The 23,741-nt window shown below is 73.4% G+C and carries 22 protein-coding genes and 1 pseudogene; 13 read left to right on the top strand and 10 right to left on the bottom strand.

Features of this window, described 5'->3' with window-relative positions:
• Window positions 1-111 precede the first annotated feature (111 nt).
• Complete coding sequence (locus tag ACZ7H1_RS15685) at window positions 112-981, bottom strand: hypothetical protein (RefSeq protein WP_470787040.1); 870 nt, start codon at window positions 979-981, stop codon at window positions 112-114.
• Window positions 982-1,171: 190 nt separating this feature from the next.
• Between ACZ7H1_RS15685 and ACZ7H1_RS15680 the strand changes: the two are divergent.
• From ACZ7H1_RS15680 to ACZ7H1_RS15665, 4 genes and pseudogenes are all read left to right on the top strand, one after another.
• Window positions 1,172-1,792, top strand: a pseudogene (locus ACZ7H1_RS15680) (DJ-1/PfpI family protein); the annotation flags it as partial.
• Between the two features lie 121 nt (window positions 1,793-1,913).
• The gene (locus ACZ7H1_RS15675; protein ID WP_470787038.1) at window positions 1,914-2,366 is read left to right on the top strand and encodes a MarR family winged helix-turn-helix transcriptional regulator; all 453 of its coding nucleotides are present in this window, start codon (window positions 1,914-1,916) and stop codon (window positions 2,364-2,366) included.
• A 214-nt stretch (window positions 2,367-2,580) separates the two neighbouring features.
• Complete coding sequence (locus ACZ7H1_RS15670) at window positions 2,581-4,341, top strand: serine/threonine-protein kinase (RefSeq protein WP_470787037.1); 1,761 nt, start codon at window positions 2,581-2,583, stop codon at window positions 4,339-4,341.
• A 98-nt stretch (window positions 4,342-4,439) separates the two neighbouring features.
• Window positions 4,440-5,120, top strand: a complete 681-nt coding sequence (locus ACZ7H1_RS15665) for a LysE family translocator (protein ID WP_470787036.1) — start codon at window positions 4,440-4,442, stop codon at window positions 5,118-5,120.
• Window positions 5,121-5,124: 4 nt separating this feature from the next.
• On the opposite strand, the gene ACZ7H1_RS15660 is transcribed toward ACZ7H1_RS15665, so the two are convergent.
• Window positions 5,125-5,685, bottom strand: a complete 561-nt coding sequence (locus ACZ7H1_RS15660) for a GNAT family N-acetyltransferase (protein WP_470787035.1) — start codon at window positions 5,683-5,685, stop codon at window positions 5,125-5,127.
• 155 nt (window positions 5,686-5,840) lie between these two features.
• Here ACZ7H1_RS15660 and ACZ7H1_RS15655 point away from each other — a divergent pair, with 155 nt between their 5' ends.
• From ACZ7H1_RS15655 to ACZ7H1_RS15625, 7 genes are all read left to right on the top strand, one after another.
• Window positions 5,841-6,806, top strand: a complete 966-nt coding sequence (locus ACZ7H1_RS15655) for an alpha/beta hydrolase (RefSeq protein WP_470787034.1) — start codon at window positions 5,841-5,843, stop codon at window positions 6,804-6,806.
• Entirely contained in the window at window positions 6,799-7,974 is a 1,176-nt protein-coding gene (locus tag ACZ7H1_RS15650) for an acyltransferase family protein (protein WP_470787032.1), read from the top strand. The genes ACZ7H1_RS15655 and ACZ7H1_RS15650 overlap by 8 nt, the downstream gene beginning before the upstream one ends.
• The gene (locus tag ACZ7H1_RS15645; RefSeq protein WP_470787030.1) at window positions 7,967-9,322 is read left to right on the top strand and encodes a sensor histidine kinase; all 1,356 of its coding nucleotides are present in this window, start codon (window positions 7,967-7,969) and stop codon (window positions 9,320-9,322) included. Before ACZ7H1_RS15650 ends, ACZ7H1_RS15645 begins: the two co-directional genes overlap by 8 nt.
• A complete protein-coding gene (locus tag ACZ7H1_RS15640; protein ID WP_470787028.1) occupies window positions 9,319-10,002 on the top strand; it encodes a response regulator in 684 nt (227 codons plus the stop codon). The genes ACZ7H1_RS15645 and ACZ7H1_RS15640 overlap by 4 nt, the downstream gene beginning before the upstream one ends.
• Window positions 10,003-10,095: 93 nt before the next feature.
• Window positions 10,096-11,439 (top strand): sensor histidine kinase, encoded by a 1,344-nt coding sequence (locus ACZ7H1_RS15635; protein ID WP_470787027.1) that lies wholly within the window; start codon window positions 10,096-10,098, stop codon window positions 11,437-11,439.
• Window positions 11,436-12,095 carry a response regulator gene (locus tag ACZ7H1_RS15630; RefSeq protein ID WP_470787026.1) on the top strand — a complete coding sequence of 220 codons (660 nt, stop codon included), beginning with the start codon at window positions 11,436-11,438 and terminating at the stop codon, window positions 12,093-12,095. The genes ACZ7H1_RS15635 and ACZ7H1_RS15630 overlap by 4 nt, the downstream gene beginning before the upstream one ends.
• A gap of 92 nt (window positions 12,096-12,187) precedes the next feature.
• Window positions 12,188-13,405: a cytochrome P450 gene (locus tag ACZ7H1_RS15625; protein ID WP_470787024.1), complete on the top strand. Its 1,218-nt coding sequence runs from the start codon at window positions 12,188-12,190 to the stop codon at window positions 13,403-13,405.
• A 36-nt stretch (window positions 13,406-13,441) separates the two neighbouring features.
• Here ACZ7H1_RS15625 and ACZ7H1_RS15620 read toward each other — a convergent pair whose 3' ends face one another.
• The gene (locus ACZ7H1_RS15620; RefSeq protein WP_470787022.1) at window positions 13,442-13,864 is read right to left on the bottom strand and encodes a hypothetical protein; all 423 of its coding nucleotides are present in this window, start codon (window positions 13,862-13,864) and stop codon (window positions 13,442-13,444) included.
• 16 nt (window positions 13,865-13,880) lie between these two features.
• Window positions 13,881-14,780 carry a diacylglycerol kinase catalytic domain-containing protein gene (locus tag ACZ7H1_RS15615; RefSeq protein WP_470787021.1) on the bottom strand — a complete coding sequence of 300 codons (900 nt, stop codon included), beginning with the start codon at window positions 14,778-14,780 and terminating at the stop codon, window positions 13,881-13,883.
• A gap of 164 nt (window positions 14,781-14,944) precedes the next feature.
• Between ACZ7H1_RS15615 and ACZ7H1_RS15610 the strand changes: the two genes are divergently transcribed.
• A complete protein-coding gene (locus tag ACZ7H1_RS15610; protein WP_470787020.1) occupies window positions 14,945-16,228 on the top strand; it encodes an adenylosuccinate synthase in 1,284 nt (427 codons plus the stop codon).
• 66 nt (window positions 16,229-16,294) lie between these two features.
• On the opposite strand, the gene ACZ7H1_RS15605 is transcribed toward ACZ7H1_RS15610, so the two are convergent.
• Window positions 16,295-18,268 (bottom strand): Ig-like domain repeat protein, encoded by a 1,974-nt coding sequence (locus tag ACZ7H1_RS15605; RefSeq protein WP_470787019.1) that lies wholly within the window; start codon window positions 18,266-18,268, stop codon window positions 16,295-16,297.
• A 242-nt stretch (window positions 18,269-18,510) separates the two neighbouring features.
• Here ACZ7H1_RS15605 and ACZ7H1_RS15600 point away from each other — a divergent pair, with 242 nt between their 5' ends.
• Window positions 18,511-18,759, top strand: coding sequence for a hypothetical protein (locus tag ACZ7H1_RS15600; protein ID WP_470787018.1), 249 nt, complete (start codon window positions 18,511-18,513; stop codon window positions 18,757-18,759).
• On the opposite strand, the gene ACZ7H1_RS15595 is transcribed toward ACZ7H1_RS15600, so the two are convergent.
• The 5 genes from ACZ7H1_RS15595 to ACZ7H1_RS15575 all read right to left on the bottom strand — a co-directional run bounded on the left by ACZ7H1_RS15595 (window position 18,706) and on the right by ACZ7H1_RS15575 (window position 23,376).
• Window positions 18,706-19,608, bottom strand: a complete 903-nt coding sequence (locus tag ACZ7H1_RS15595; RefSeq protein ID WP_470787016.1) for an alpha/beta hydrolase family protein — start codon at window positions 19,606-19,608, stop codon at window positions 18,706-18,708. The genes ACZ7H1_RS15600 and ACZ7H1_RS15595 overlap by 54 nt on opposite strands.
• A gap of 155 nt (window positions 19,609-19,763) precedes the next feature.
• The gene (gene kynU, locus ACZ7H1_RS15590) at window positions 19,764-20,966 is read right to left on the bottom strand and encodes a kynureninase (RefSeq protein WP_470787014.1); all 1,203 of its coding nucleotides are present in this window, start codon (window positions 20,964-20,966) and stop codon (window positions 19,764-19,766) included.
• Window positions 20,959-21,804: a tryptophan 2,3-dioxygenase gene (locus ACZ7H1_RS15585; RefSeq protein WP_470787013.1), complete on the bottom strand. Its 846-nt coding sequence runs from the start codon at window positions 21,802-21,804 to the stop codon at window positions 20,959-20,961. The genes kynU and ACZ7H1_RS15585 overlap by 8 nt, the downstream gene beginning before the upstream one ends.
• 135 nt (window positions 21,805-21,939) lie before the next feature.
• Window positions 21,940-22,800, bottom strand: a complete 861-nt coding sequence (locus ACZ7H1_RS15580) for a DUF3152 domain-containing protein (RefSeq protein ID WP_470787011.1) — start codon at window positions 22,798-22,800, stop codon at window positions 21,940-21,942.
• Between the two features lie 162 nt (window positions 22,801-22,962).
• Window positions 22,963-23,376 carry a DUF3151 domain-containing protein gene (locus ACZ7H1_RS15575; RefSeq protein WP_470787010.1) on the bottom strand — a complete coding sequence of 138 codons (414 nt, stop codon included), beginning with the start codon at window positions 23,374-23,376 and terminating at the stop codon, window positions 22,963-22,965.
• Between the last annotated feature and the right edge of the window lie 365 nt (window positions 23,377-23,741).

Here is a 23,741-nt window from a genome sequence, read left to right as displayed (position 1 = left end):
TCGACCCACCCCCCCCCCCCCCCCCCCCCCCCTCCCCCCCCCCCACCCACCTCCCCCCCCCCCCCCCCCCCCCCCCCCCCCCCCCCCCCCCCCTCGTCGTGAGCTGGACGGTCAGCGGCCGATGTAGGCCGGGACGGTCTGCTTGCGCACGCCGTGGATGTAGTTCCCGATGGTGCCGTTCGCGTTCAGGACCACGACGGTGTTGTCGTCCTGGAGGATCGCGGACTTGCCCTTGGCGTAGTAGGTCGTCTTGTCCCACTGGCCGTGGCTGGTCATCCGCACGCCGTAGAGGCCGTTCTTCTTGCTCAGCTTGATCAGGGTGCCGCCCGACGTCTTGTAGATGCCGAGCTTGGCGGAGGCGGTGGTGGTGCCGGTCCAGCTGTGGACGCCGCCGGCGGCGTCGAGGCGGACGTAGCGGTCGCCGACCTTGCGGACGTCCTGGTAGCGGTCCGCCCCCGGGCTCAGGAAGCCGACGCGCTTGGAGCCGTTGAAGACCTGGGCGCGGAAGTCGAAGCGGCCGGCCTTGTAGGTCTTGACGGTGAGGACGCCGGCCTTCTTCGTGGAGGCGAGGCGCCCGGCCACGGTGCAGTCCTTGGGGAGCTTCGGGAAGGCCACGGAGGCCCACGGGGTGTCGCCGCCCTGGGTGCGGTGCTGGAAGACCGGCTTCAGGGAGAGGACGCCCTTGATCCGCATGCCGACGGCGAGGTCGGTCGGCTTGTTCTGGTCGACCGTGTAGATGACCTTGCCCTGCTCGTTGCGCATCTGGGCCTTCGCGCCCGTGTGGGCGCTGTTCGTCAGCTTCACCGTCAGGCCGCCGAAGACGGACGGGACGACCTTGCTCTTCACGCAGTTCTCGGCGATCACCACGGAGGAGGGGGCCGCCGGGGCCGGGGCCGCCTGGGCCGCGAAGGCGGTGGCGGGGACGGCGACGGCGCCGAGCAGGGCGGTGGCGGCGACGGTGGCGCTGATGGCGGTACGCATTGAGGGCTCCTGGATGCGGGCTGGCTACAGGAAGAACGTTATTGATCTTGAGTTCGTGAATCGTCCGGTCCATGTCACGAGCGCGTGACAGAGGCGCGGTCGGTACGGTCGAGGCCTCCATTGACAGCATGCTGTCGTCATGACAGGCTTCTGTCATAGCAATGAGGCGATGACGACGGAGGCGACGACGATGAACGCGACCACGACCGGTCAGGCCCCGCGCAAGACCGTCCACCTGGCCGTGTACGACACGTACGCCGACTGGGAGACGGGCCACACCACCGCCCACCTCACCCAGCACGGTTACGAGGTCCGCACGGTCGCCCTCGCGGCCGACAAGCCCGTCACCACCATGGGCGGCGTCCGCATCCAGCCCGACCTGGCCCTCGAGGACCTGCGCCCCGAGGACTCGGCGCTGCTGATCCTCACCGGCGCCGACGCCTGGGACACCGGGGACGACCTGGCCCCCTTCGCCCGTACCGCACGCGCGTTCCTCGACGCCGGCGTGCCGGTCGCGGCCATCTGCGGAGCAACCGCGGGACTGGCCCGGGAGGGCCTGCTCGACGACCGCCCGCACACCAGCGCCGCGCCCTTCTACCTGGCCGCCACCGGATACGCGGGCGGCGGGCGGTACGTCGACGCGGACGCCGTCACGGCCGGCGACCTGATCACCGCGGGGCCCACCGAGCCCGTCGCCTTCGCCCGCGAGGTCTTCGCGCGGCTGGGCGTGTACGAGGGCGGGGTCCTGGACGCCTGGTACCGGCTCTTCGCACGCTCCGACGCGAGCGCGTACGAGATCCTGGCCGCCGCGGAAGAGCGCGGTGGAGCCGGTGGAGCCGGTGGAGCCGGTGGCGGAGCTGACGGCGGCGCCGACGGCGGTGCTGACGGCGCCGGTGCTCACGACGGCGGCGCTGACGGTGAGGGCGGTCGCGATGCCTGACCGTAAGCACCAGGACCTGCTGAGCCGTACCGCGCTCGGCGTCTTCCGGCTCAACGGCCAGTTCCTCTCGGTCTCCGAGGAACTGGCCCGCCCGGCCGGCCTCACGGCGACCTGGTGGCAGGTCCTGGGCGCCGTACTGCGCGAGCCCCTGCCCGTGGCCGGCATCGCCCGCGCCATGGGCATCACCCGCCAGAGCGTCCAGCGCGTCGCGGACATCCTGGTGGAGAAGGGCCTCGCGGAGTACGCCCCCAACCCGGCACACCGCCGGGCGAAGCTCCTCCGCCCGACGGACGAGGGCCGCGCCGCCGTGGCGCGCGTCGGCCCGGGCCACGCCGCCCTGGCGGAGCGGCTGGCCGCGGCCCTGGGCGAGGAGGGCTTCGCGGAGACGGCGCGGGTCCTGGAGCGCCTGAGCACGGTCCTCGACGGGCTGGAGCGGGAGGCGTAGAACCGTCAGGGCCGCCCGAGCGTCAGTGAACTGTGACGGGAAGGCCGCCGGTTGACCCCGCTCTCCGTGGGCATCATCGTTCTCGCGGGCGCATCGGTCGGCGGAGGCGCCCCGCCCGGTCTATTCTCGGCCCCGTTCGGCCTGTAAGGCCTGTCCGGCCTGTCCGGCCTGTCCGGCCTGTCCGGCCTGTCATAGGGGGAGGGTCCTCGCGGCCATGGAGCAGCTCACACCCGGCGACCCGCAGCACATCGGCGCGTACCGCCTCCTCGCCCGGCTCGGGGCGGGCGGCATGGGCCAGGTGTTCCTGGCGCGGTCCGCGCGCGGCCGCACCGTCGCCGTGAAACTCGTCCGGCAGGACCTGGCCCAACGCCCGGAGTTCCGGGCGAGGTTCCGGCAGGAGGTCGCCGCCGCCCGGCGCGTGGGCGGCGAGTGGACCGCGCCCGTCCTGGACGCCGACACCGAAGCCGCCGTCCCCTGGCTGGCCACCGGCTACGTCGCGGGCCCGAGCCTGCAGACCGTCGTCGCGAACAGCTACGGCCCGCTCCCGGAGCGCTCCGTCCGCATCCTGGCCGCGGGCCTCGCCTACGCCCTCCAGGACATCCACGCCGCCGGGCTGATCCACCGCGACCTCAAGCCCTCGAACGTCCTCGTCACGCTGGACGGACCGCGCGTCATCGACTTCGGCATCGCGCGGGCCCTCGAAGGCGAAGGCGACGGCCAGGCACAGTCCCACACCCGCACCGGCGAACTCATCGGCTCCCCCGGCTTCATGGCCCCCGAGCAGCTGCGCGGCGAACCGGTCACGGCCGCCTGCGACGTCTTCTGCCTCGGCTCGGTGCTGGCCTACGCGGCGGGCGGGGTGCTGCCCTTCGGCGACGCGGACAGCCAGGGCGGAACGGCCGCGCTGCTGCTGCGGATCGCCGGGGCGGAGCCGGACCTGTCGCGGATCCCGGCGTCCGTACGTGACCTCGTACGCGCCTGCCTGCACAAGAACCCGGCGGACCGGCCGACTCCGGCGGAGGTCCTCGCCCGGGTCGGCGCGGGGGACACCGTCGCGGACGGCAAGGCGTTGGAACCCTGGCTGCCTGCTGCGCTGGTGGCGCAGTTGGGGCGGCACGCGGTGGAGCTGCTGGACCGCGAGGACTCGGGTCCGGCGACGCTGGTCGCGCCGACGCCGCCGCCTCCGGGGCCTGTTGCGGGGCCGGTTGCCGGGCCGCCGGGGCCTGTTGCGGGTCCGCCGGTTCCGGTCACCCTTCCTGGGCAGGTTGCGGGGCCTCCGGGGCCGGTTGCGGGGCATGGGCCGTTCGCGGCTCCGGGGCCGGTGCACGGCCCGGCGCCGGAGTCCGCGCCCGTGGTGACCCCGCCGGCCTATCCGCCGTACGGGTACGGGCCTCCCCCGGTCTACGACGAGGCGCCGCGCCGCGCCGTCTCCAGCGTGCTCCTGGTGGCCATCGCGATCGTGGTGGCCCTGGTGGCGGGCGGGTCGGTCTACGCGTTCATGAAGTCGGCCGGTGACCCCGGCGGCGAGCGCCGCGGGGCGGTCCCCACCCTGACCGGCGGCACCGACGACAAGCCGGGCACGGACGCGGGTACGAGCACGGGTACGCAGGGCTCCCCGGAGCCGCCGTCCGCCTCCGCTGGGTCTCCCTCCGCGACCGGCTCCGGCATCCCCGGTGAGTACCTCGGCACCTGGACCAGCGCCGCCGGCGCCTGGCAGATCACCCTCACCGAGGGCGAACCCGGCGACACCGTGATGACCCTGACCGGCAGCGGCACGGACTACCACTGCACCTGGTCCGCCGCCCTGCGCTCGGCGGGACCGCCCGTGGAGCTGGAACCGTCCGCGGTCATGTCCGGCGACCCCGCGCACTGCTCACCGGGCCAGTGGAGCCGGCTGACGCTGCGGCCCGACGGCTCCCTGGAACGGGAACTGGTCGACAGCGGCAAGACCCCGGTCGTCTACACGAAATCCTGACCGTCCTGACCGTCCGGACCGTCCGGACCGTCCGGACCGTCCGGACCGTCCGGACCGTCCGGACCGTCCGGCCGGAGCGTGCTGGCACACTGAGCGCCATGCTGACGCAGATGGCGGGGGCGGCCGCGGTCCTGGGACTGCTGACGATCGCACCCGGGCCGGACATGGCCGTGGTCACGCGGCGCGCGGTGTCGGGCGGGCGCGCGGACGGACTGCGGACGGTGGCCGGGATCGCGGCCGGGCTGCTGGTCTGGGGCACGCTGACGGCGGCGGGCCTGTCGGCACTGCTGGCCGCGTCGCCGGGGGTGTACACGGCGGTGAAGCTGGTGGGGGCCGGGTACCTGCTGTGGCTGGGCGTCCAGTCACTGCGCGCGAGCACCGGTGGCGGCGACGGCGACGGCGACGGCGAGCCGGGCCGGGAACGCGACCGGGCCGCGGGGGGCGGTGCCTTGCGGGTGCAGGCTTTCAGGGCCGGGGCCTTCAGGGTCGGGGCCTTCAGGGTCGGGCTGACCGCGAACCTCCTCAACCCCAAGATCGCCGTCTTCTACGCGGCCATGCTCCCCACCCTCGCCCCGGCCGACCTCTCCCACACGGCTGGCCTGGCCGTACTGGTCCTCCTGCACGTGGCCCTGACCCTGCTGTGGCTCGGCGGCTACGTCTGCCTGCTGGCGCGCGCCGGACGCCTCCTGTCCCGCCCGCCGGTCCGGCGCTGGCTGGACCGGGTGACGGGCGTCGTCCTGATCGGCTTCGGCATCCGGATCGCGACCGCCGCTCCCTAGAGCCCTAGCTCGGGCTGGGGGCGAGGGCGGTGGCGGCGGGGGGCTCCGGCCAGGAGTACTCGTACTCCGGCAGCTCGAAGCCCTCGGGGAAGCGGCAGGGCCGTTCGTCGGTGCGGCGGGCGCCCTCGCGCTCGTAGAAGGCGACGGCGCGGGTGTTGGCGGAGAGGACCTCGACGTAGAGGCGGCGGGCGGGGTGTTCGGCGGCGGCCCAGGTGCGGAGGTGCTGCATCAAGAGGCGGCCGGTTCCGGCGCCGGTGCGGCCGGGGCGCGCGTGCAGGTTGTCGAGGAGCAGTCGGCCGTCGGGCGTGGGCACGACGTACGCGAAGCCCACGATGCCCGGCCCGGGCCCCTCTTGAGGGTGCTCCTCCGCGAGGAACAGGCGGGCGCCCGGCACCGGTGGCCGCGCCTCGTCCAGCCGCTCGCGCCACACGGCGAGCCGGCCGCCGTGGACGTCCCCGTCGAGAAACCAGCCCGGCATGATCCCGGCGTACGCCACCCGCCAACTGTCGGCGTGCAGCCGCGCTACGGCCTCGACGTCCTGCCCTCCACCGTCCCGTACGTACATGCTCCGAGCCTCGCACACGGGGGCGTCGGGGCAGACCCGTAGTACCTGAGAGCTACGCGGAAAGGCAGCTCCGCAGCGGGACGCCGACCACGGTCGCGGATTCATAACTTCGGTGCCAGGCAGAAGCGCTGCCTCCCGGAACCGAAGGGCCACCCATGACCCGCCGCCCCGCCCGACTCCGCCGCACCGCACTGGCCGTGCTCGTGGCCGGTGCCGTCGCCTTCCCGGTGACCGCCGCCGCACTGCCCTCGGCGCCCGCGCCGGAGCCGGTGCGGTTCGCGGCGGCCGCGAGCGCCCCCGAGCGGTACGCGGCGAACGGCGCCAACCTCCAGGAGGCGGCCCGGATGGCCGCGGAGGCGGGCCGGACCACGCGTGCCCGGAAGCTGCGCGAAATGGCCTCCGGCGGGGCCCAGTTCCTGGCGTTCGACGGGCGCGGCTCCGGCCGTGCCGTCGAGGTGCTCGGAGACCTCGGTTCGGCCGACAGGATCGCCGTCCTGGTCCCCGGTTCCGACACCACCCTCGACACGTACGGCCGGTTCCGGGCCGGGGCGCTCGCCCTCGAGCAGCGCATGAAGGCCGAGCACCCGCGCAGCGCCGTGGTCGCCTGGCTGGGGTACGAAACCCCCGGCACGGTCAGCCCCGCCGTGCTCACGACGGCGCGCGCGGACCAAGGCGCCGACCGGCTGGGCCCGTTCATCGAGCAGCTGCACGCGATGAACCCCCGCGCGGGGCTCTCCCTCATGTGCCATTCGTACGGCTCGGTGGTCTGCGCACGCACCGACACCGGGCCCGCCGTGACCGACGTCGCCCTGTTCGGCAGCCCCGGCACCGGCGCGCAGACCGCGGACGACCTGCCGGGCACCGCCCGGGTCTGGGCGGGCCGGGGCGCCTCGGACTGGATCGCGCACGTGCCGCACACCCGTCTCGAACTGCCCGGCGCGGCGATCGGCTTCGGCACCGATCCGGTGGACCCGGCCTTCGGCGCCCGCGTCTTCGCTGCGGGATCCGGCGGCCACAGCGACTACCTGAAACCGGGCTCCGCAGCGCTCGACAGCCTCACCCGCATCGCCGTCGGCCGGACTCCGGCTCCGGCTCCGGCTCCGGAGGACTCCCATGCGTAAGCTGCACGCCCTCGCCGCCCGCGTCGACGCGGCGACCCCCGTCAGCCGTGACCGTTCCCTGGACGCCCTGCGGGCCCTGGCGACAGGCGGCGTTGTCCTCGGCCACTGGCTGGTGACCGCGCTGACCACCCGGGACGGCGTACTGCGCGCAGCCAGCCCGCTCGCGGAGATGCCCTGGCTGGCCCCTGTCTCCTGGGTGTTCCAGACCCTGGCCGTGTTCTTCCTCGTCGGCGGGCACGTCGCCGCCAAGGGGTACGCCACCGCCCGGGCCCGCGGGATCGGCTACCGGCAGTGGGCAGGGGCCCGGCTGGGCCGGCTGTTCCGTCCGGTCGCGGCCGTCCTCGCCCTGTGGGCGGTGGCGGCGGGCGCGATGCTGGCCGGAGGGGTCGGCCCGGACACCGTCCGCACGCTCGTCCGCCTGGTCCTGTCCCCGCTTTGGTTCCTGCTGGTGTTCGCCGTGCTGACCGTGGCCACCCCGCTGGTGGCCCGGATGCACCCGGTGTGGCCGCTGGCCGTGGTCGCGGCCGTCGACGCGGCCCGGTTCGGCCTCGGCGGCCCCGAGTGGCTGGGCTGGGCGAACGTCGCCGCGGGCTGGCTGGTCCCGTACTGCATGGGCGCCGCGTGGGCCCGCGGGGTCTTCGCCCGCCGCGCCCCCGCCGCGCTGCTGGCAGCGGGCGGGGCGGCCGCCTGCGCCGCGCTGGTGGTGTGGGCCGGGTATCCGGCCTCGATGGTGGGCGTCCCCGGCGCCGGGATATCCAACCTGAACCCGCCGACGCTGGCCGCCGTCACCTTCGGACTGGCCCAGTGTGGGCTGGCGCTGCTGATGCGCGAGCCGCTCGCCCGGCTCATGCGGCGCCCCCTGGCCTGGGCGTCGGTGGCACTGCTGAACCTGTCCGCCATGACGGTCTTCCTCTGGCACCAGACCGCGATGATGGCCGTCACCGCCCTGGGCCTGCTGCTCGGCACCGACCTGCCCGGCCTGCACAGCGTGCCCGACAGCCCGGCCTGGATAGCCGCCCGGCTGCTGTGGCTGCCCCTGTTCGCCCTTGCCCTGGCCGTCTGCTGGACAGCGTTCCGGACGTACGAACAGGACAGGCGTCCCCGCCGGCAGGCCGCCCCGGCCCGCCGCCCACGGGTGGCGGCCCGCAAGGAGATCACCCATGCCTAGGCTGACCCCTGTGAACGAGCGGAAGATCAGCGTCGCGGCAGCCGGACCCGGGACCCGGGCCGAACGCGTGCACAAGGCGCGTCGCGCGCTGGCGGGCCTGGCCTCCGAGCTCTTCACGATCCGGCGCGACCCGCTGCCCCGCATGCGCAAGCCCAAGTGGCTGGCCCGGCTGCCGCACGTGGTGGTCGTGTTGGGCGCGTACATGTTCGGCGGTCTGACGCACACCAACCTCCGCGACCACTACGACACCCCCGGGGACGTGGCGCTGCTGCTGTGCGTCCTGACCGGGCTGTCCGTCCTGTTCGCCATGTTCCGGCCGGTCGCCGCGTACTGGCTCGCCCTCGGGACGGCCATCGCGACCGCCTTCGTCATCCACGACGAAGTCGGCCAGGGACAGAACTGGATGTGGACCCCGGCCGGGATGTTCGCCTTCGCGGCCGTGCTGCTGCTGGCCGCACTCCGGGTCCCGCCACGGGTGACCCTGACGCTGGTCGGCGTCAGCCTGCTGGTCACCATCGTGCTCGAGAGCCTGTACTTCCCCGAGAACAGCTCTGCCAGCGGCATCCAGGTCGCCGTCCTGTTCGGCGCCGCGGCCCTGATCGGGTACGCCCTGCGCGGCGTCCGCGTCGCCAGCGGCAAGCTGCACGAACAGGAAATGTTCACCGAGGAGGAGCGGGCCCGGCGGACGCTGCTGGAGGAGCGCAGCCGGATCGCGCGGGAGCTGCACGACGTGGTCGCCCACCACATGTCGGTGATCTCCATCCAGGCGCAGGTCGCCCCGCACCTCGTGGAGAACCCCTCCGACGAGCTCAAGGAGAACCTCGCCGGCATCCGGGAGAACGCCCTGGAGGCGCTGACCGAACTGCGCCGCGTCCTCGGCGTGTTGCGCTCGGAGGACCCCGGCGACCCGGCGAACCCCCACCACCCGCAGCCGACCCTCGCCGACCTCGACTCCCTGGTGGAGAACGTCCGCAGCGCGGGGCTGACCGTCACCACCGAGCTCGCGGGCATCCGGCGGCCGCTGACTCCCGGCGTCGAGCTCACGGCGTATCGGATCGTGCAGGAGGCCCTCAGCAACTGCCTGCGCCACGCGCCCGGTTCCCAGGTGGAGGTCGGCATCGCCTACGGCCCGCGGGACCTGCACCTGTGCGTGGCCAACACCGCCCCCACCCGGGCCGCGCCGGCCTCGCCCGGCACCGGGCACGGGCTGCTCGGCATGCGCGAGCGGGCGGGCATGCTGGGAGGCGAGCTGGCCGCCGGGCCGCGCCCCGGCGGCGGTTACGAAGTCACGGCCGTCCTGCCCACGGAGTCGCCCGGCTCCTCCACCGACCCGAAGAAGGACGCATGACCACCGCTTCCCCCGCTCCGATCCGGGTGATGATCGCCGACGACCAGATGATGGTCCGCCAGGGCTTCACCGTCCTGCTCAACGCCCAGCCCGACATCGAGGTCGTCGGCCAGGCCGTCGACGGTGCCGACGCCATCACGAAGGTCGCCGAGCTGCTCCCCGACGTCGTGCTGATGGACATCCGCATGCCGGGCGTCGGCGGCATCGAGGCCACGGCCACCATCACCGCCGCCCCGGACACCGCGGTCAAGGTGCTCGTCCTGACGACCTTCGACCTCGACGAGTACGTGTACGAAGCACTGCGCGCCGGCGCCTCCGGCTTCCTGCTGAAGGACGCCTCCGCGGACCAGCTCGCCGAAGCGGTCCGCGTCGTCGCGGCCGGGGAGGCACTGCTGTCCCCGAACATCACCAAGCGGCTGATCACCGAGTTCTCCCGGATGGGCACGCCCCGCGGGCCGCTCAAGGACCGGGTCGGCGAGCTGACCGAGCGGGAGACGGAGGTGCTGGCGCTGATCGCCCAGGGGCTGTCCAACGCGGAGATCGCGGCGCAGCTGGTGGTGGCCGAGCAGACGGTGAAGACCCATGTGGGCCGGATCCTGGTCAAGCTCGGGCTGCGCGACCGCACGCAGGCAGCGGTCTTCGCGTACGAAACGGGCCTGGTCCGTCCGTCCGGCTACTGACCTGCCCCACCCTCGTAGTACTTGAGAGGGACCCCGCAGGATCCCGCTCAGCGGCGACGCGGACGACGGTGCGGGGCGCCTACGGTTCTGTACGTGACCCAGACGACCCCCGGGGGGACCCGGACCCAGCCCACGCAGCCTCCGGAGGTCCGCATCGCAGCGAACCTCCTCGGGAGCTTCCGCGCCGACATGGCGACCGACTGCTTCGCCTACCGGCCGCTGCGTCAGATGTCCACCGACGGACCGCTGACCCGCATGCTCCCGAAGCGGATACGTCCGTACGTGGCGTGGGCCCCGCACACCGTGGTGATCGGGGCGGCCGCGGTGACGCTGCTCATGGCTTACGCCTTCGGGGGGTACGACCTGGGACCCCTCGGCTGGGCCATGACCGGACTGCTGCCGGCAGCCGCGGTGACCACCACCCTGGTCCGCCCGGTGGGGGCCTGGTGGCTGTCGGTCGGCGTCACCACCGTGCTGGCCGTGCTCACCCCCGGCGGCTGGGACTGGCCGTGGGCGCCCGCGACCTTCTTCGCCCACCTGTCCGTGATGGTCGTCGTGGCGATGCGTACGAACCGCCGCGTCGCGGCCTGGATGTGGGTGCTGACGCTGCTGCTCGGCATGTGCCTGAACGTCTTCGCCAACCGCGGCTCGGCCGCGAACATCGTCCCCATGGTCTTCATGTCCGGGGTGGCGCTGCTGGCGGTGGCGGTCGTGCACATCCGGCGGGAGGCCGAGCAGGAGGTCACCGCACAGCAGGAGGTCACGGCCGTCGAGCGGGACAAGCGGACCCTGCTGGAGGAGCGGACGACCATCGCGCGGGAGCTGCACGACGTGGTGGCCCACCACATGTCGGTGGTGGCGATCCAGGCCGAGGCTGCGCCCTACCGCGTGGAGAACACCCCGCCGGAGCTGGAGGCGGCGTTCGCGACCATCCGGGAGAACGCCGTCGCGGCGCTGACCGAGCTGCGCCGGGTGCTGGGGGTCGTACGGTCCGCGGACTACGAGGCCCCGGAAGCCCCCCAGCCGACGCTGGCCGCCCTGGACGGGCTCCTGGCCAACGTCCGCGAGGCGGGGCTGCCGGTGGAGAAGACCGTGACGGGCTCCGTGCGGGAGCTGCCGCAGGGGGTCGAGCTGTCGGCGTACCGGATCATTCAGGAGGCCCTCAGCAACACCCTGCGGCACGCACCCGGTGCGGGGGCGGGGGTCGAGGTGTCGTACGTTCTGGGCGGGCTGGGGCTGCGGATCCACAACGACCCTCCGACGGGCGAGGTGCGACCCTCGCCCGGGGCCGGGCACGGCATCACGGGGATGCGGGAGCGCGTGGCAATGCTGGAGGGCGAGATGACGACCGGACCGACGGCGGACGGCGGGTACGAGGTAGCGGTGTTCATACCCGTGCGCACGGCGGCCGGGGCCGGGGCCGAGGACGCAGCATGACGGTCAGGGTTCTGATCGTGGACGACCAGATGATGGTCCGCGAGGGCTTCTCGGTGCTGCTGGGCGCCATGCCGGACATCGAGGTCGTCGGCGAGGCGGTCGACGGCCGCGAGGCCATCGCCAAGGTGGCCGCGCTCCGTCCGGACGTGGTCCTGATGGACATCCGGATGCCGGTGATGAACGGGCTGGAGGCCACGCGCGAGATCGTCGCGGCCGACGGTGACGCGAAGGTGCTCGTGCTGACGACCTTCGACCTCGACGAGTACGTCTACCAGGCGCTGCGCGCGGGGGCGTCGGGCTTCCTGCTGAAGGACGCCTCGGCACGGCAGCTCGCCGACGGCGTCCGCGTGGTGGCGTCGGGCGATGCCCTGCTCGCGCCGTCGGTCACCAAGCGGCTGATCTCGGAGTTCTCGAAGTTGTCGGAGGCGCCGCGGCCGGCGGACCGGGTGTCGGTGGCGGAACTGACCGAGCGGGAGACGGAGGTGCTGGTACTGATCGCCCAGGGGCTGTCCAACGCCGAGATAGCCGACCGGCTGGTCATCGCCGAATCCACGATCAAGACCCATGTGAGCCGCATCCTGGTCAAGCTCGGCCTGCGGGACCGCACTCAGGCGGCCGTCTTCGCCTACGAGGCCCGCCTGGTGACCCCCGCCTGACACCCCGGCCTGACACCCCCGCCTGCCCCCCGGCCTGACACTCCTGCCGGACAGCCGGTCGGCGGAGGCCCCGGTCGGCTAGCGTCGGCGGCATGGACGATGGCGTTCGTTTCGATCCCTGGTCGGCTGCGTTCGTCGCGGACCCGTACCCCGCGTACCGGGAGCTGCGGGCGCGTGGACGGGCTCTGTGGTGCGAGGCCACCGGGCAGTGGCTGGTCCCGCACTACGACGACGTCAGCGCGCTGCTGCGCGACCGGCGGCTGGGGCGGACGTACCTGCACCGCTTCGGCCACGAGGAGTTCGGGAGGACTCCGCCGCCGCCGGAGCACGAGCCGTTCCACGTGCTCAATGCGAACGGCCTGCTCGACCTGGAGGAGCCGGACCACGGGCGGGTGCGGCGGCTGGTCGCCAAGGCCTTCACCCCGCGGACGGTGGAGCGGCTGGCACCGGCAGTGCGGCGGATGGCCGGGGAGCTGACCGGACGGCTCGTCGCGGACGGCGGCGGGGACCTGGTGAGGGCGGTGGCCGAGCCGCTGCCCGTCGGGGTGATCGCCGAGCTGCTCGGGGTGCCGGAGGGCGACCGCGGCCTGCTGCGGCCCTGGTCGGCGGATATCTGCGGGATGTTCGAGCTGAAGCCGGACGACGAGACGGCCGCGCGGGCGGTGCGGGCCAGCGTGGAGTTCGACGCCTACCTGCGCGGCCTGATCGCCCAGCGCCGCCGGGACCCCGGAGAGGACCTGATCTCCGCCCTCATCGCCGCCCACGACGACGAGGGCCGGCTGAGCGAGCAGGAGATGGTGTCGACCTGCGTGCTGCTGCTCAACGCCGGCCACGAGGCCACGGTGAACACCACGGCCAACGGCTGGTGGACGCTGTTCCGCCATCCACAGCAGCTCGCGGCCCTGCGGGCGGCGCCCGGCGAAATGTTGTCCACAGCTGTGGAAGAACTGATGCGCTACGACACCCCGCTCCAGATGTTCGAGCGGTGGGTGCTCGACGACATCGAAGTGGGCGGGACCGTCATCCCGCGGGGCAGCGAGGTCGCGCTGCTGTTCGGATCAGCCAACCGCGACCCGGCCCGGTTCGCCCGCCCGGACGAGCTGGACCTCATGCGCACCGACAACCCGCACATCACCTTCGGCGCCGGGATCCACTACTGCCTGGGCGCCCCGCTGGCCCGCCTGGAGCTGGCGGCCTCCTTCGGCGCCCTGCTCGCGCCGGACGTACCGCCCCTGCGCCTGGTCCGCGAACCGCAGTGGCAGGAGGGCTATGTGATCCGCGGCCTGCGCGAGCTCCTCGTCGCCTGCTGACCCGGCCCCGCCCGCCCGCCGCCCCCGGCCGCGGGCTCAGGAGCCCGCGTGGCGGCGGATCCCCATCACCAGCCCGGTGCAGATCAGGACCGTCCCGGCGAAGCCGCCGAACGCCGCAGCCAGGGCCACCGGCAGCGGACCCCCGCCCGGCTCGTAGAGGTTGTCGCGCCACGGCGGGTACCAGGACACCGAGGCCCTGTCCGTGCACGCGAACCGGCCCGTGCGGCGGCTGCCGTCCCACGGGTCGGTCCACGCGACCACGCAGCCGCCGCCCTCCAGCCTGCGCACCTGCGTCAGGTCCACGCGGGCCTTGCGCGGCACGTCCCCCACCGCCGAATCGGCGGCGAAGAAGATCAGCCCGGCCCCCAGGAGCACCACCCACCGGTGGATCCCCACCCAGTGCGTCCAGCGCCCCCGCCCGCGCCCCCGCGCCCGTGCCCGTGCCATGACTCTCGCCATGCCCCCCCACCACTCCCTATCTGGGTACGGTCAGCCCCCACGCCGAGGGAAGCAGGGTCCACGTACGCCGCCTGACCGGGCCCGTGAGGTGGTCGTCGGCCCGGTAGCGGAAGTCGGAGCCCGACACCGTCACCGACAGGGCCCGCGCCGTCACCGGCGCCGCCGAGCCGCCCGTACGGACGACCACCTCGGCCCGGCCGCCCCGCGAGAACACCGACACGTCACGCACCGGCTCGTCCACGTCGCTGAGGAGCACCCCGTCGGCCTCGATCCGCAACCGGTGCGCCGCCCTGCCGACCGGCGCCACGCCCGGCCCCACCGGCGGCCTGACCAGCGTGCGTACGAGTGACCGGCAGGCGCTCCACACCGAAGCCCCCGCCGCACCCGGAACCACACCGCCACCCGGCCCGATGCCCGCCCGCACCCCGCCCCGCCGGGGCGCAGGGGCCGCCGGCGGCTGGATCCGCAGCCCCCCGAGCACCACGCCGTCACTGTCGTCGACCAGCAGGTCGTACGGCCGGACCACACCGTCCAGCACCACCCGCGCGGCCGCCACCGCGCCCGTCGGCACGCCCAGCGAGCGCGCCAGTGCCAGCTGGCTCAGCGCACCCACGGGGACCAGCGACAGCGCCCCGCCGGACAGCTCCCGCTCGCGGTGCAGCAGGCCCACCGCCCGTACGAGCGCCTTGTCGGCGCCCACGATCACCGGCCGCCGATGACCCCGGCGGGCAAGAGCCCGCGCGAATTCCTCCGGCGAGTCCGGGAGGCAGATCTTCGCCTCGGCCCCCGCTGACAACACATCCTTCGCGATCCGCACGGACTCGCCGTCAAGACGGCGGGCGACCGGGTCGACGAGCACGAGCAGGGCGGCCTCCGCCGCGCCCGCGTGGCTCATGGTGGGCTCTGGAGCCGACACCTCGGTCCTTCCTCGGGTAGCATCTTTGTGCAAGAGCCCCTTGCGCTATTGCGCCAGGGGCTTCGTCTATTCCGGGGCACCCGGTCCGACGGCTCAGCCTGCGGTGTACATCGTCGTACGCCCCCTGACCTTGGACATGCCCCATCCGGAAGAGGTGTACGCCTGTGCCCGCTCTTGTGCTGCTCGGAGCCCAGTGGGGTGACGAGGGCAAGGGAAAGGCCACCGACCTCCTCGGTGGCTCCGTCGACTACGTGGTGCGCTACCAGGGCGGCAACAACGCCGGCCATACGGTCGTCGTCGGCGACCAGAAGTATGCGCTGCACCTTCTCCCTTCCGGAATCCTCACCCCTGAGTGCACGCCGGTCATCGGCAACGGCGTCGTCGTCGACCCGGCCGTCCTGCTCTCCGAGCTGCGCGGACTCAACGAGCGCGGGGTCGACACCTCCAAGCTGCTCCTGAGCGGCAACGCGCACCTGATCACGCCGTACAACGTCACCCTCGACAAGGTCGGCGAGCGCTTCCTCGGCAAGCGCAAGATCGGCACCACGGGCCGCGGCATCGGCCCGACCTATGCCGACAAGATCAACCGCGTCGGCATCCGGGTCCAGGACCTGTACGACGAGTCGATCCTCACCCAGAAGGTCGAAGCGGCGCTGGAGGGCAAGAACCAGCTCCTCGCGAAGCTGTACAACCGCCGTGCGATCGACCCGGCGCAGATCGTCGACGAGATGCTCCAGTACGCCGAGCAGATCAAGCCCTTCGTCGCCGACACCACGCTGATCCTCAACAACGCGCTCGACGAGGACAAGGTCGTGCTGTTCGAGGGCGGCCAGGGCACCCTGCTCGACGTCGACCACGGCACGTACCCCTTCGTGACCTCCTCGAACCCGACCGCGGGCGGCGCCTGCACCGGCACCGGCGTGGGCCCCACGAAGATCTCCCGCGTGATCGGCATCCTGAAGGCGTACACGACCCGCGTCGGCGCCGGCCCGTTCCCGACGGAGCTCTTCGACGAGGACGGCGAGGCGCTGCGCCGCATCGGCGGCGAGCGCGGTGTCACCACCGGCCGTGACCGCCGCTGCGGCTGGTTCGACGCGCCCATCGCGCGCTACGCCACCCGTGTGAACGGCCTGACCGACTTCTTCCTCACCAAGCTGGACGTGCTGACCGGCTGGGAGGAGATCCCGGTGTGCGTCGCGTACGAGATCGACGGCAAGCGCGTCGAGGAGCTCCCGTACTCGCAGAGCGACTTCCACCACGCGAAGCCGATCTACGAAACCCTGCCGGGCTGGTCCGAGGACATCACCAAGGCGCAGACCTTCTCCGACCTGCCGAAGAACGCGCAGGCGTACGTGAAGGCCCTGGAGGAGATGTCGGGCGCCCCGATCTCCGCGATCGGCGTCGGCCCCGGCCGCACCGAGACCATCCAGATCAACTCCTTCATCTGAGGCTGATCCGGTCGACACCCGAGGGGTGGAGCACGCCGACCCGGCGCGCCCCGCCCCTCCGGTGTGTCAGTTGGTGAAGTACATGTACTGCCAGGACGAGATCGTCGTGGAGTTCACGTAGTCACCCGAGTCGTTGTTGACGTACGCCGTGCGGACGCGCGCCCGGATGCCCGACTCGCCCGGCGCGCCGAGGTTCACGGACACCTTGCCGTTCGTGCCGAGCTTGAAGAACCCCGGGCTCGACGGGTACCAGCGCCCGTTGAAGTAGACCTCCAGCTCGAAGCGTGCCTTGCGCCCCGGGAAGTAGGTCATCGTGCTGGTGGCCACCGGCGCCGTCGTCTTGCGGAACCAGCGGTACGACACCTGGCCGATCTTGGCGGTCTTGTAGTACTTGCTCAGCGAGGTGGCGACCCGGACCTTCGTGTACGCCGTCACCTTCGCGGTCTTCGGCGCGTACCGCGCGTCGCCGGCGAACTTCGCGACCACGGCGGTGTCCCGGACCAGGTCCAGCTTGACGGACAGGTTGCCCCGCGCGTCCACCACGCCCTTGCGGACCAGCTTGTCCGGCTTGTCGCCGCCGAACGGATCCGCCCAGATCTCCACCGTGCGGTTCTTGTACGTCTTGCCGAGGTGCGCGGTGAAGACGACGTCCGCGCCGTACGCGAAGGTCTGGTTGTTCCGGTCGAGCGTCAGCGTGGAAGCGGCCCGCGACACCTCCACCGGCAGCGAGGCGGCGGTCGGCGCGTACGTGGCGTCGCCGGCGTAGGCGGCCTTGTACGTGACCTTGCCGCCGGCCGGCGGGGTGTCCTTGACGGTGAACCTGCCCTTGGCGTCGACCCTCACCGGGGCCAGCGCCTTGCCCTTCGGGGACTCGGCGTCGGTCCGGGTGACCGTCACCGGGGTCCCGGCCGGCAGCGGCAGGCTCGCGGAGACGGTGCCGTTCAGGGTGAGCGCGGCGCCGCGGGTCGCCTTGGCCGGACCGGTCAGGGTGGCCTTGGTGACGTACTGGCGCGGGTTGGCGACCACGGTCACCGGGGTGGTCGGCTGGCCCCACGAGTCGTTCACCGCGAAGAGCAGGCTGCCGTCCCCGGACCAGACCAGTCCGCGGCGGGCCACGCCGCCCTGGTACGGGAGCGTGCGGAGGCTGGCGGCCTTGCCCGGCCCCTGGGTGAAGACGGCCAGGTCGGGCGTGTCCTGGAAGCCGCGCGAGCCGGCCGCGACGGTGCCGTCGGGCGCGACGGAGACGCTGCTCGGCTCCTCCTCCATCGGGTAGGAGGCGACCTGCTTCAGGTCGGAGAGCCGGTACTCGACCGGTCCCCGGTACGAACTCGCCACGACGATGTTCGCGCCGTCGGGGGTGAAGTCCGCGTCGTAGAAGAACGTGCCCTTGTCGTCCTTGGCGCTGATGGCGGGGGCCGCGCCGGTGGTGTCGTACACGACGACCGGGCCGGAGCTGATGCCGTGGTCGAGGGCGACGAGCTTGCCGGGCGCCTTCGGGTCGGTGCGCAGCAGCGGCGGCGTGGCGAAGTTGTGCCCGGCCGCCTCGTCGTCGTACGTGGTGATCACGGGCGCGCCGGACACGGTCGTGTCGATCGAGCCCAGCCCGGAGTCCCACTGGTCGCCGAAGCTGAACCAGATGCGGTTGCCCTCGCCGACCGCGACCTGGAACGGCTCGGAGCGGGTGCCGGTCGGGTACTCCGCGGTCACCTTGAGCGTGGCGGTGTCCACGGCGACGATCTTGTCGGCGCCGCGGACGGCGGCGTAGAGGGTGGCGGAGTCGGTGCTGAGCGCGAGGTCGGAGACCTGCGGCAGGCCCCCGATCGTGCCGAGCACCTTGCCGGCGTAGTCGGTGACGACGATCTTGCCGGTGCCTGCGTCACCGAGGAAGAGCCGCTGGTGGACGCCGTCCACGGCGGTGTCGCTGAGCTGGCTGACGGGGACGTCGGCGCGGGAGTCGGCCGCGGCCGGTCCGGCCGCGAGCACGGCGGAGCTGAACAGGACCGCGAGGGTGGTCGCGGCAGAGACGGTGCGCGTACGCACGATGTGGTTACCCCCCTGAAGAACCCGCCGGATGCGGCGGGTGAGATCACTCGGCCGCCGCTCACGGGGCACCACCGGCCGCAACGGGCAGGGGGCAACCGGCGCGGCCGTGAGCGCAGGTTACGGCATACGGGTGACCGGATGGCAAGCGGTTGCCGAACGTCCGCGGACGCCGCGGGGCGCGCCCGGCTCAGGCGCTCCGGCCGTACAACCTTGTGGTCCTGCCGGTTGTCGTACCGGGCATGAAGCGAAAGATCGTCGGTCTCGCGGTGGTGGTTTCGTTCCTCGCCACCACCGTCATGACGCTGGCCTGGGACGCCTTCTACGACGCGGGCGGCGGCGCGCTTGCGGTGTGCTCGGGCGTCGCCGTGCTGTTCGTGGTCCGCGCTCACCGCCGGGCGGGCCGCGCCCTCCCGGAGGACGACGGCGTACACGGCTCACCAGGCGAGCTGGCTGATCTCCTCGACCACGACGGCGCAGGCGTCGGCTGACGGGTCGACCAGCGGGAAGTGGCCCACCTCGTCGAGGACGGTCAGCCCCACGGTCTCGCCCGCCTTCGCGGCGGCTTCGACGTACGCCTCGGCGACGCGGTACGGGACGACGATGTCCGTCCGGCCGTGGACCACGGTGGTGGCGATGCCGGTGGGCAGCAGCGCCGCCGGGTCGGCGAACGGCAGGCGTTCGGCGAAATGCGCGTCGCCGCCGAGCAGTTGCATCGACGCGCCCCCGCACACACCGAGTTCTTCCGCCACCGTGAAGTCGGAGATCGGCGCCAGCGAGACCACGCCCCGCAGCGGCGGGGGCTCGGGGAGCCGCCACGGCGACCCGGCGGGCAGGACGTGGCGGGCGGCGGCCCACAGCGCGAGGTGACCTCCGGCCGAGTGCCCGGTGACCACCGTGCGGCGCACGTCGGCCTGCGGGAGGTGCGCGGCGACCAGGGCGGGCAGGGCGTCGAAAGCCGCGGCGACGTCGTCGAAGGTCTCCGGCCAGCGGCCCGCGACCGGCCCGTCGGCGCCCTGGTGCGGCACCGGACTCCCGCGCCGGTACTCGACGTTCGCCACGGCGAACCCGCGGCGGGCCAGGAAGTCCGCGAACGGGCTCATGTACTGCCGGTCGTACGGGGCGCGCCAGGCCCCGCCGTGCAGCACGACGACCAGCGGAGCGCTGCCGGCCGCAGCAGCCGGAGCGGCACCGGCAGCCGCGCCCTCGCGGGGCACGAAGAAGTCCACGACCTGGTCGGGGTGCGCCCCGTACGCGCCGGTGGCGTCAGGCGCGACGGGCGGGTGCGAGAAGGCCGATGCGGCCTCGGCCGCATCCCGTTCCACTGCGGGGTCCGACATGCGGCTCAACCTCTCGTGATGCGGCGACACATGATCCGGGCAGCGGGACCGTACCAGGCGCGGGAGGGGTGTTCTTGCTGCACCCCGGGCGCGGGAGGAGCCTGGCTCCCGCCCGCGCCCGGGGGCGAGACGTTACTCCGGGGGTACCGCAACGGTCACCCGGAAACGTGACCCAGCATCCGCGCCGCACGCTCCGCATCGGCGAATCCCACGTACAGCGGGGTGAAGCCGAAACGCAGCACGTCCGGACTGCGGAAGTCCCCGATCACGCCCATGGCGATCAGCCGGCGCATCTTCTCCGCCGCGTCCTCGGCGCGCAGCGAGACCTGGCTGCCGCGCTCCGCGTGTGCGAGCGGGGTGACCGCCTCCACCCGGCCGCGCGGCACGTACTCGTCCACGCACTCCAGGAAGAAGTCGGTCAGGGCCAGCGACTTGGCCCGCACGGCCTCGACGGACACGCCGTCCCAGACCTCGAGCGCCGCTTCCAGGGCGAGCATCGACAGGATGTCCGGGGTGCCGACCCGGCCGCGGACCGCGCCCTCGGCGGGCACGTAGCCGGGGGTCATCGCGAACGGCTCGGCGTGCGAGTTCCAGCCGGGCAGCGGGGAGTCGAAGGCACCCTGGTGGCGTTCGGCGATGTAGAGGTACGCGGGCGAACCCGGCCCGCCGTTCAGGTACTTGTACGTGCACCCGACGGCGAGGTCCACCCCGTGCTCGTCCAGGCCGACCGGCAGGGCGCCCGCGCTGTGGCACAGGTCCCAGACGATCAGCGCACCGGCCGCGTGCGCGGCGGCGGTCAGCGCGGGCAGGTCGTGCAGCCGCCCGGACTTGTAGTCCACGTGGTTGACCAGGGCGAGCGCGGTGCGCTCGGTCAGCGCCCGCGGCAGCTCGGCCGGTGCCACGGGGACCAGGGTCAGACCGGTGAGCCGGGCCGCGGACTCGGCGATGTACCCGTCGGTGGGGAACGTCGTCGCGTCCACGAGGAGTTCGGTGCGCCCGGGTCCGGCGAGGCGGGCCGCGCCGACCAGGGCCTTGAAGAGGTTCACGCTGGTGGAGTCCCCGACCACGATCCGGCCCGGGGCGGCGCCGACCAGCGGGGCGATGAGGTCGCCGATCCGCTCGGGCGCGGTCCACCAGCCGCTCTCGTCCCAGGAGCGGATGAGCAGCTCGCCCCACTCGCGGGACACCACGTCGGCGAGCCGGCCGGGCACGGCGGCGGGCAGCGCGCCGAGGGAGTTCCCGTCGAGGTAGACGACCCCGTCGGGGAGGGTGAACCGGTCGCGGAGCTTGCCGAGTTCATCGGCCGCGTCGAGTGCGGCGGCGCGTATGGAAAGGGGGGTCGCGGAGGTCTCAGACATGGCTGCGCGCCGTCCACAGCTCGGGGAAGACGTTCTTGGTGGCGCGCTTCTCGAGCCAGGCCACGCCGGCCGAGCCGCCGGTGCCGACCTTGGAGCCCATCGCGCGGCGGGTGGCGACCAGGTGGTCGTTGCGCCAGCGCCAGACCAGTTCGCCGACGTCCGTCAGCGCCTCGGCGAGCCGGATCAGCTCGCCGTGCTGGTCGTCCCCGGCGTAGAGCTCGGCCCAGACGGCCTCGATCTCGGCGGAGGGCTCGTACTTCTGCGACAGGTCGCGGTCCAGGACGGCCGCCGGTACGGGCAGGCCGCGGCGGGCCAGCAGCCGCAGCACCTCGTCGTACAGGCTGGGCTCGGACAGCGCCTTCTCCAGCTCGGCGTGCACGCGCGGGGCGCCGCGGTGCGGGACGAGCATGGACGCGGACTTCTCGCCCAGCAGGAACTCCATCCGGCGGTACATCGCGGACTGGAAGCCGGATCCCTCGCCGAGGGCGCTGCGGTAGGCGTTGAACTGCGCGGGGGTGAGCTGGGCCAGCGGGCGCCAGGAGGCGTTCAGGGACTCCAGCTCATAGGTGGATCGTTTCAGCGCGTCCATCGCGACGGTGAGCCGGTCCTCGCGCAGGGCGCGGGCCGCGGTCTCCCATTCGTGCACGATGACGGTGAACCACAGCTCCATGACCTGGGTCGTGACCAGGAAGACCATCTCTCCGGGATCGTCCGAGAGGGGGTGCTGGAGGTGGGTGAGAACGTCCGCCTGGACGTAGTCCTCGTAGGGCGTGGTGCCCGCGAAGTCGAGATTCGGGGTGTCCGAACCGGCTCCGGAGGCATCAAGGGCGTTAGACATCGCTGTCTCCTCGACACGAACTTCCGGGTAGCGGTCCGCCCCTTTCCTGCAGGCAATGGAGCTCCGGTCCCCTGTTGGCATCATAGACCGGCACCCCTGGACCGGCTCTAGAGTGATCTGGGGCACATTGCCCTGTTACGGCGCCTGGGGACCGTCGATGTAGCGGCCGTCGGCGTCGTACGGCCAGGCGTTGGAGCGGCAGCCGTCCAGGCCCTTGATCTGCTGCATCATCGCGGGTGCGGGGCGGCCGGGGCCGGAGCAGCCGAGGTGGGTGCGCAGGCCGATCTCGTGGCCGACCTCGTGGTTGACGATCAGGTGCCGGTACTCGGCCGGCGGGCCGTCGAAGCGCGGCGATCCCGTGATCCACCGCTTGAGGTTCACGACCACGCCGAACGACGTCTCGCAGTTCAGCTCGCCCCCGGTGTCCATGTTCTCGGCGGCGCAGAGCCGGTCGGCGGTGTCCGGGGTGGCGATCTTGATGGTGAAGTCCGGCCGGGTGTCGACCAGCTGGAAACTCGCCCGGCCGTGCGCGGCCCAGCTCTGCGGGTGGGCGAGGATGCGGCGGATTTCGGAGGCCGCCCGGTCCGGGTCCACGCCGGACTCGTCCTCGACCTCGACGGCGTAGCGGCGCAGCTTCCCGGTGCCGGTGGGGCCGCCGGCCGCACGGGCGCCGGTGAAGGTGCCGGGGCCCCTGCGGGGCACGGCCGACCGGGCGGCCCGGTCGGGCTTGACGCGCGGCGTCTCGGAGGCGGCCGGCTTGCCTGCGCCGTCCGGGTCCTCCTCCGGGGCCTCGGAGGCCTCCTGGTGGCCGCCGAGACGGGCCGCGGAGGGCGCGGTAGCAGGTGCCTCACCACCCCGCGCGCCGTACAGGGCGCCGGCGGCGACGAGCAGCACGCCGAGGCCGAGGGCTCCCTTGCCGCGGGGGGTCAGCCGGGTCCGGCCCGGTCTCGCACCCGTGCCGCGTCCCGCACCGCGTTTCAGCCCGCGTTTCCCCACGCGCCCGCCCCCTTCGCCACCGGCTCACCACCGGCTCACCACCGGCTCGTTGCCGGTCCGTACGGGTGGAAAGAGGGAATCCGCACCTCCGCGGTTCACTGCGGAGGTGCGGATCACGCTTTCGCGCAGGTCAACCGCGGGGCGGTTGCAGGTCGGTCGCGGTCAGCCGAGGGTGTCGGCCGCCGTCTGCGAGGAGTCCCGCAGGAAGGTGGAGCAGCGCTCGTACTCGGCCTGCTCGCCGATCGCCTGGGCGGCGCGGGCCAGCGCGTGCAGGGCGCGCAGGAAGCCGCGGTTCGGCTCGTGCTCCCACGGCACCGGGCCGTGGCCCTTCCACCCGGCGCGGCGCAGGGCGTCCAGGCCGCGGTGGTAGCCCGTACGGGCGTAGGCGTACGACTCGACGGCGCGGCCGCCCTCGAAGGCGTCGTCCGCGAGGCGGGCCCAGGCGAGCGAGGACGTCGGGTACTTCGCGGCCACCTCGGCCGGGTCGGTGCCGGCGGCGAGCAGCTCGCGGGGCTCCGGGTCGTCGGGGAGGTGGGTCGGGGCAGGACCCCCGAGGAGGTTCTCGTGAATGGACATGGCCCCAGTCTGCCCCGCCCGGCGCGAGTACGGGCCCGGCGGGCCCCCTGTGCCCGACGGGCGCCGTCGCTCCCGCTCCGGCCCGGGGCGCTTATGGGACCGCTCCGGAACCGGCGCGCCCCGGGAGCACACCTCGCCCTCCCCTGGACAGGCGTCCCCCGGGACACACCGGAACCCTCCCTGCCGCGGGCGCCGTCCCGCCACTTCCCTCCCGGACTCCGTCAGGTCGGCCGGAAAGCGCCCGCCCGGAGGCGTCGGCGGAAACGGGCCGGGGGGGGGGGGGGGGGGGGGGGGGGGGGGGGGGGGGGGGGGGGGGGGGGGGGGGGGGGGGGGGGGGGGGGGGGTGGGGGGGGGGGGGGGGGGGG

The organism is Streptomyces sp. NPDC037401 (genome assembly GCF_055602345.1).
The sequence above is the reverse complement of the archived record's forward strand: the minus strand, read 5'-3'. Positions and strand labels throughout refer to the sequence as shown.

What these genes read in the sequence shown, in the direction of transcription:
- ACZ7H1_RS15685 (WP_470787040.1), bottom strand. Translation starts at nt 981, where the DNA reads ATGCGTACCGCCATCAGCGCCACCGTCGCCGCCACCGCCCTGCTCGGC.
- ACZ7H1_RS15675 (WP_470787038.1), top strand. Translation starts at nt 1,914, where the DNA reads ATGCCTGACCGTAAGCACCAGGACCTGCTGAGCCGTACCGCGCTCGGC.
- ACZ7H1_RS15670 (WP_470787037.1), top strand. Translation starts at nt 2,581, where the DNA reads ATGGAGCAGCTCACACCCGGCGACCCGCAGCACATCGGCGCGTACCGC.
- ACZ7H1_RS15665 (WP_470787036.1), top strand. Translation starts at nt 4,440, where the DNA reads ATGCTGACGCAGATGGCGGGGGCGGCCGCGGTCCTGGGACTGCTGACG.
- ACZ7H1_RS15660 (WP_470787035.1), bottom strand. Translation starts at nt 5,685, where the DNA reads ATGTACGTACGGGACGGTGGAGGGCAGGACGTCGAGGCCGTAGCGCGG.
- ACZ7H1_RS15655 (WP_470787034.1), top strand. Translation starts at nt 5,841, where the DNA reads ATGACCCGCCGCCCCGCCCGACTCCGCCGCACCGCACTGGCCGTGCTC.
- ACZ7H1_RS15650 (WP_470787032.1), top strand. Translation starts at nt 6,799, where the DNA reads ATGCGTAAGCTGCACGCCCTCGCCGCCCGCGTCGACGCGGCGACCCCC.
- ACZ7H1_RS15645 (WP_470787030.1), top strand. Translation starts at nt 7,967, where the DNA reads ATGCCTAGGCTGACCCCTGTGAACGAGCGGAAGATCAGCGTCGCGGCA.
- ACZ7H1_RS15640 (WP_470787028.1), top strand. Translation starts at nt 9,319, where the DNA reads ATGACCACCGCTTCCCCCGCTCCGATCCGGGTGATGATCGCCGACGAC.
- ACZ7H1_RS15630 (WP_470787026.1), top strand. Translation starts at nt 11,436, where the DNA reads ATGACGGTCAGGGTTCTGATCGTGGACGACCAGATGATGGTCCGCGAG.
- ACZ7H1_RS15625 (WP_470787024.1), top strand. Translation starts at nt 12,188, where the DNA reads ATGGACGATGGCGTTCGTTTCGATCCCTGGTCGGCTGCGTTCGTCGCG.
- ACZ7H1_RS15620 (WP_470787022.1), bottom strand. Translation starts at nt 13,864, where the DNA reads ATGGCGAGAGTCATGGCACGGGCACGGGCGCGGGGGCGCGGGCGGGGG.
- ACZ7H1_RS15600 (WP_470787018.1), top strand. Translation starts at nt 18,511, where the DNA reads ATGAAGCGAAAGATCGTCGGTCTCGCGGTGGTGGTTTCGTTCCTCGCC.
- ACZ7H1_RS15595 (WP_470787016.1), bottom strand. Translation starts at nt 19,608, where the DNA reads ATGTCGGACCCCGCAGTGGAACGGGATGCGGCCGAGGCCGCATCGGCC.
- kynU (WP_470787014.1), bottom strand. Translation starts at nt 20,966, where the DNA reads ATGTCTGAGACCTCCGCGACCCCCCTTTCCATACGCGCCGCCGCACTC.
- ACZ7H1_RS15585 (WP_470787013.1), bottom strand. Translation starts at nt 21,804, where the DNA reads ATGTCTAACGCCCTTGATGCCTCCGGAGCCGGTTCGGACACCCCGAAT.
- ACZ7H1_RS15575 (WP_470787010.1), bottom strand. Translation starts at nt 23,376, where the DNA reads ATGTCCATTCACGAGAACCTCCTCGGGGGTCCTGCCCCGACCCACCTC.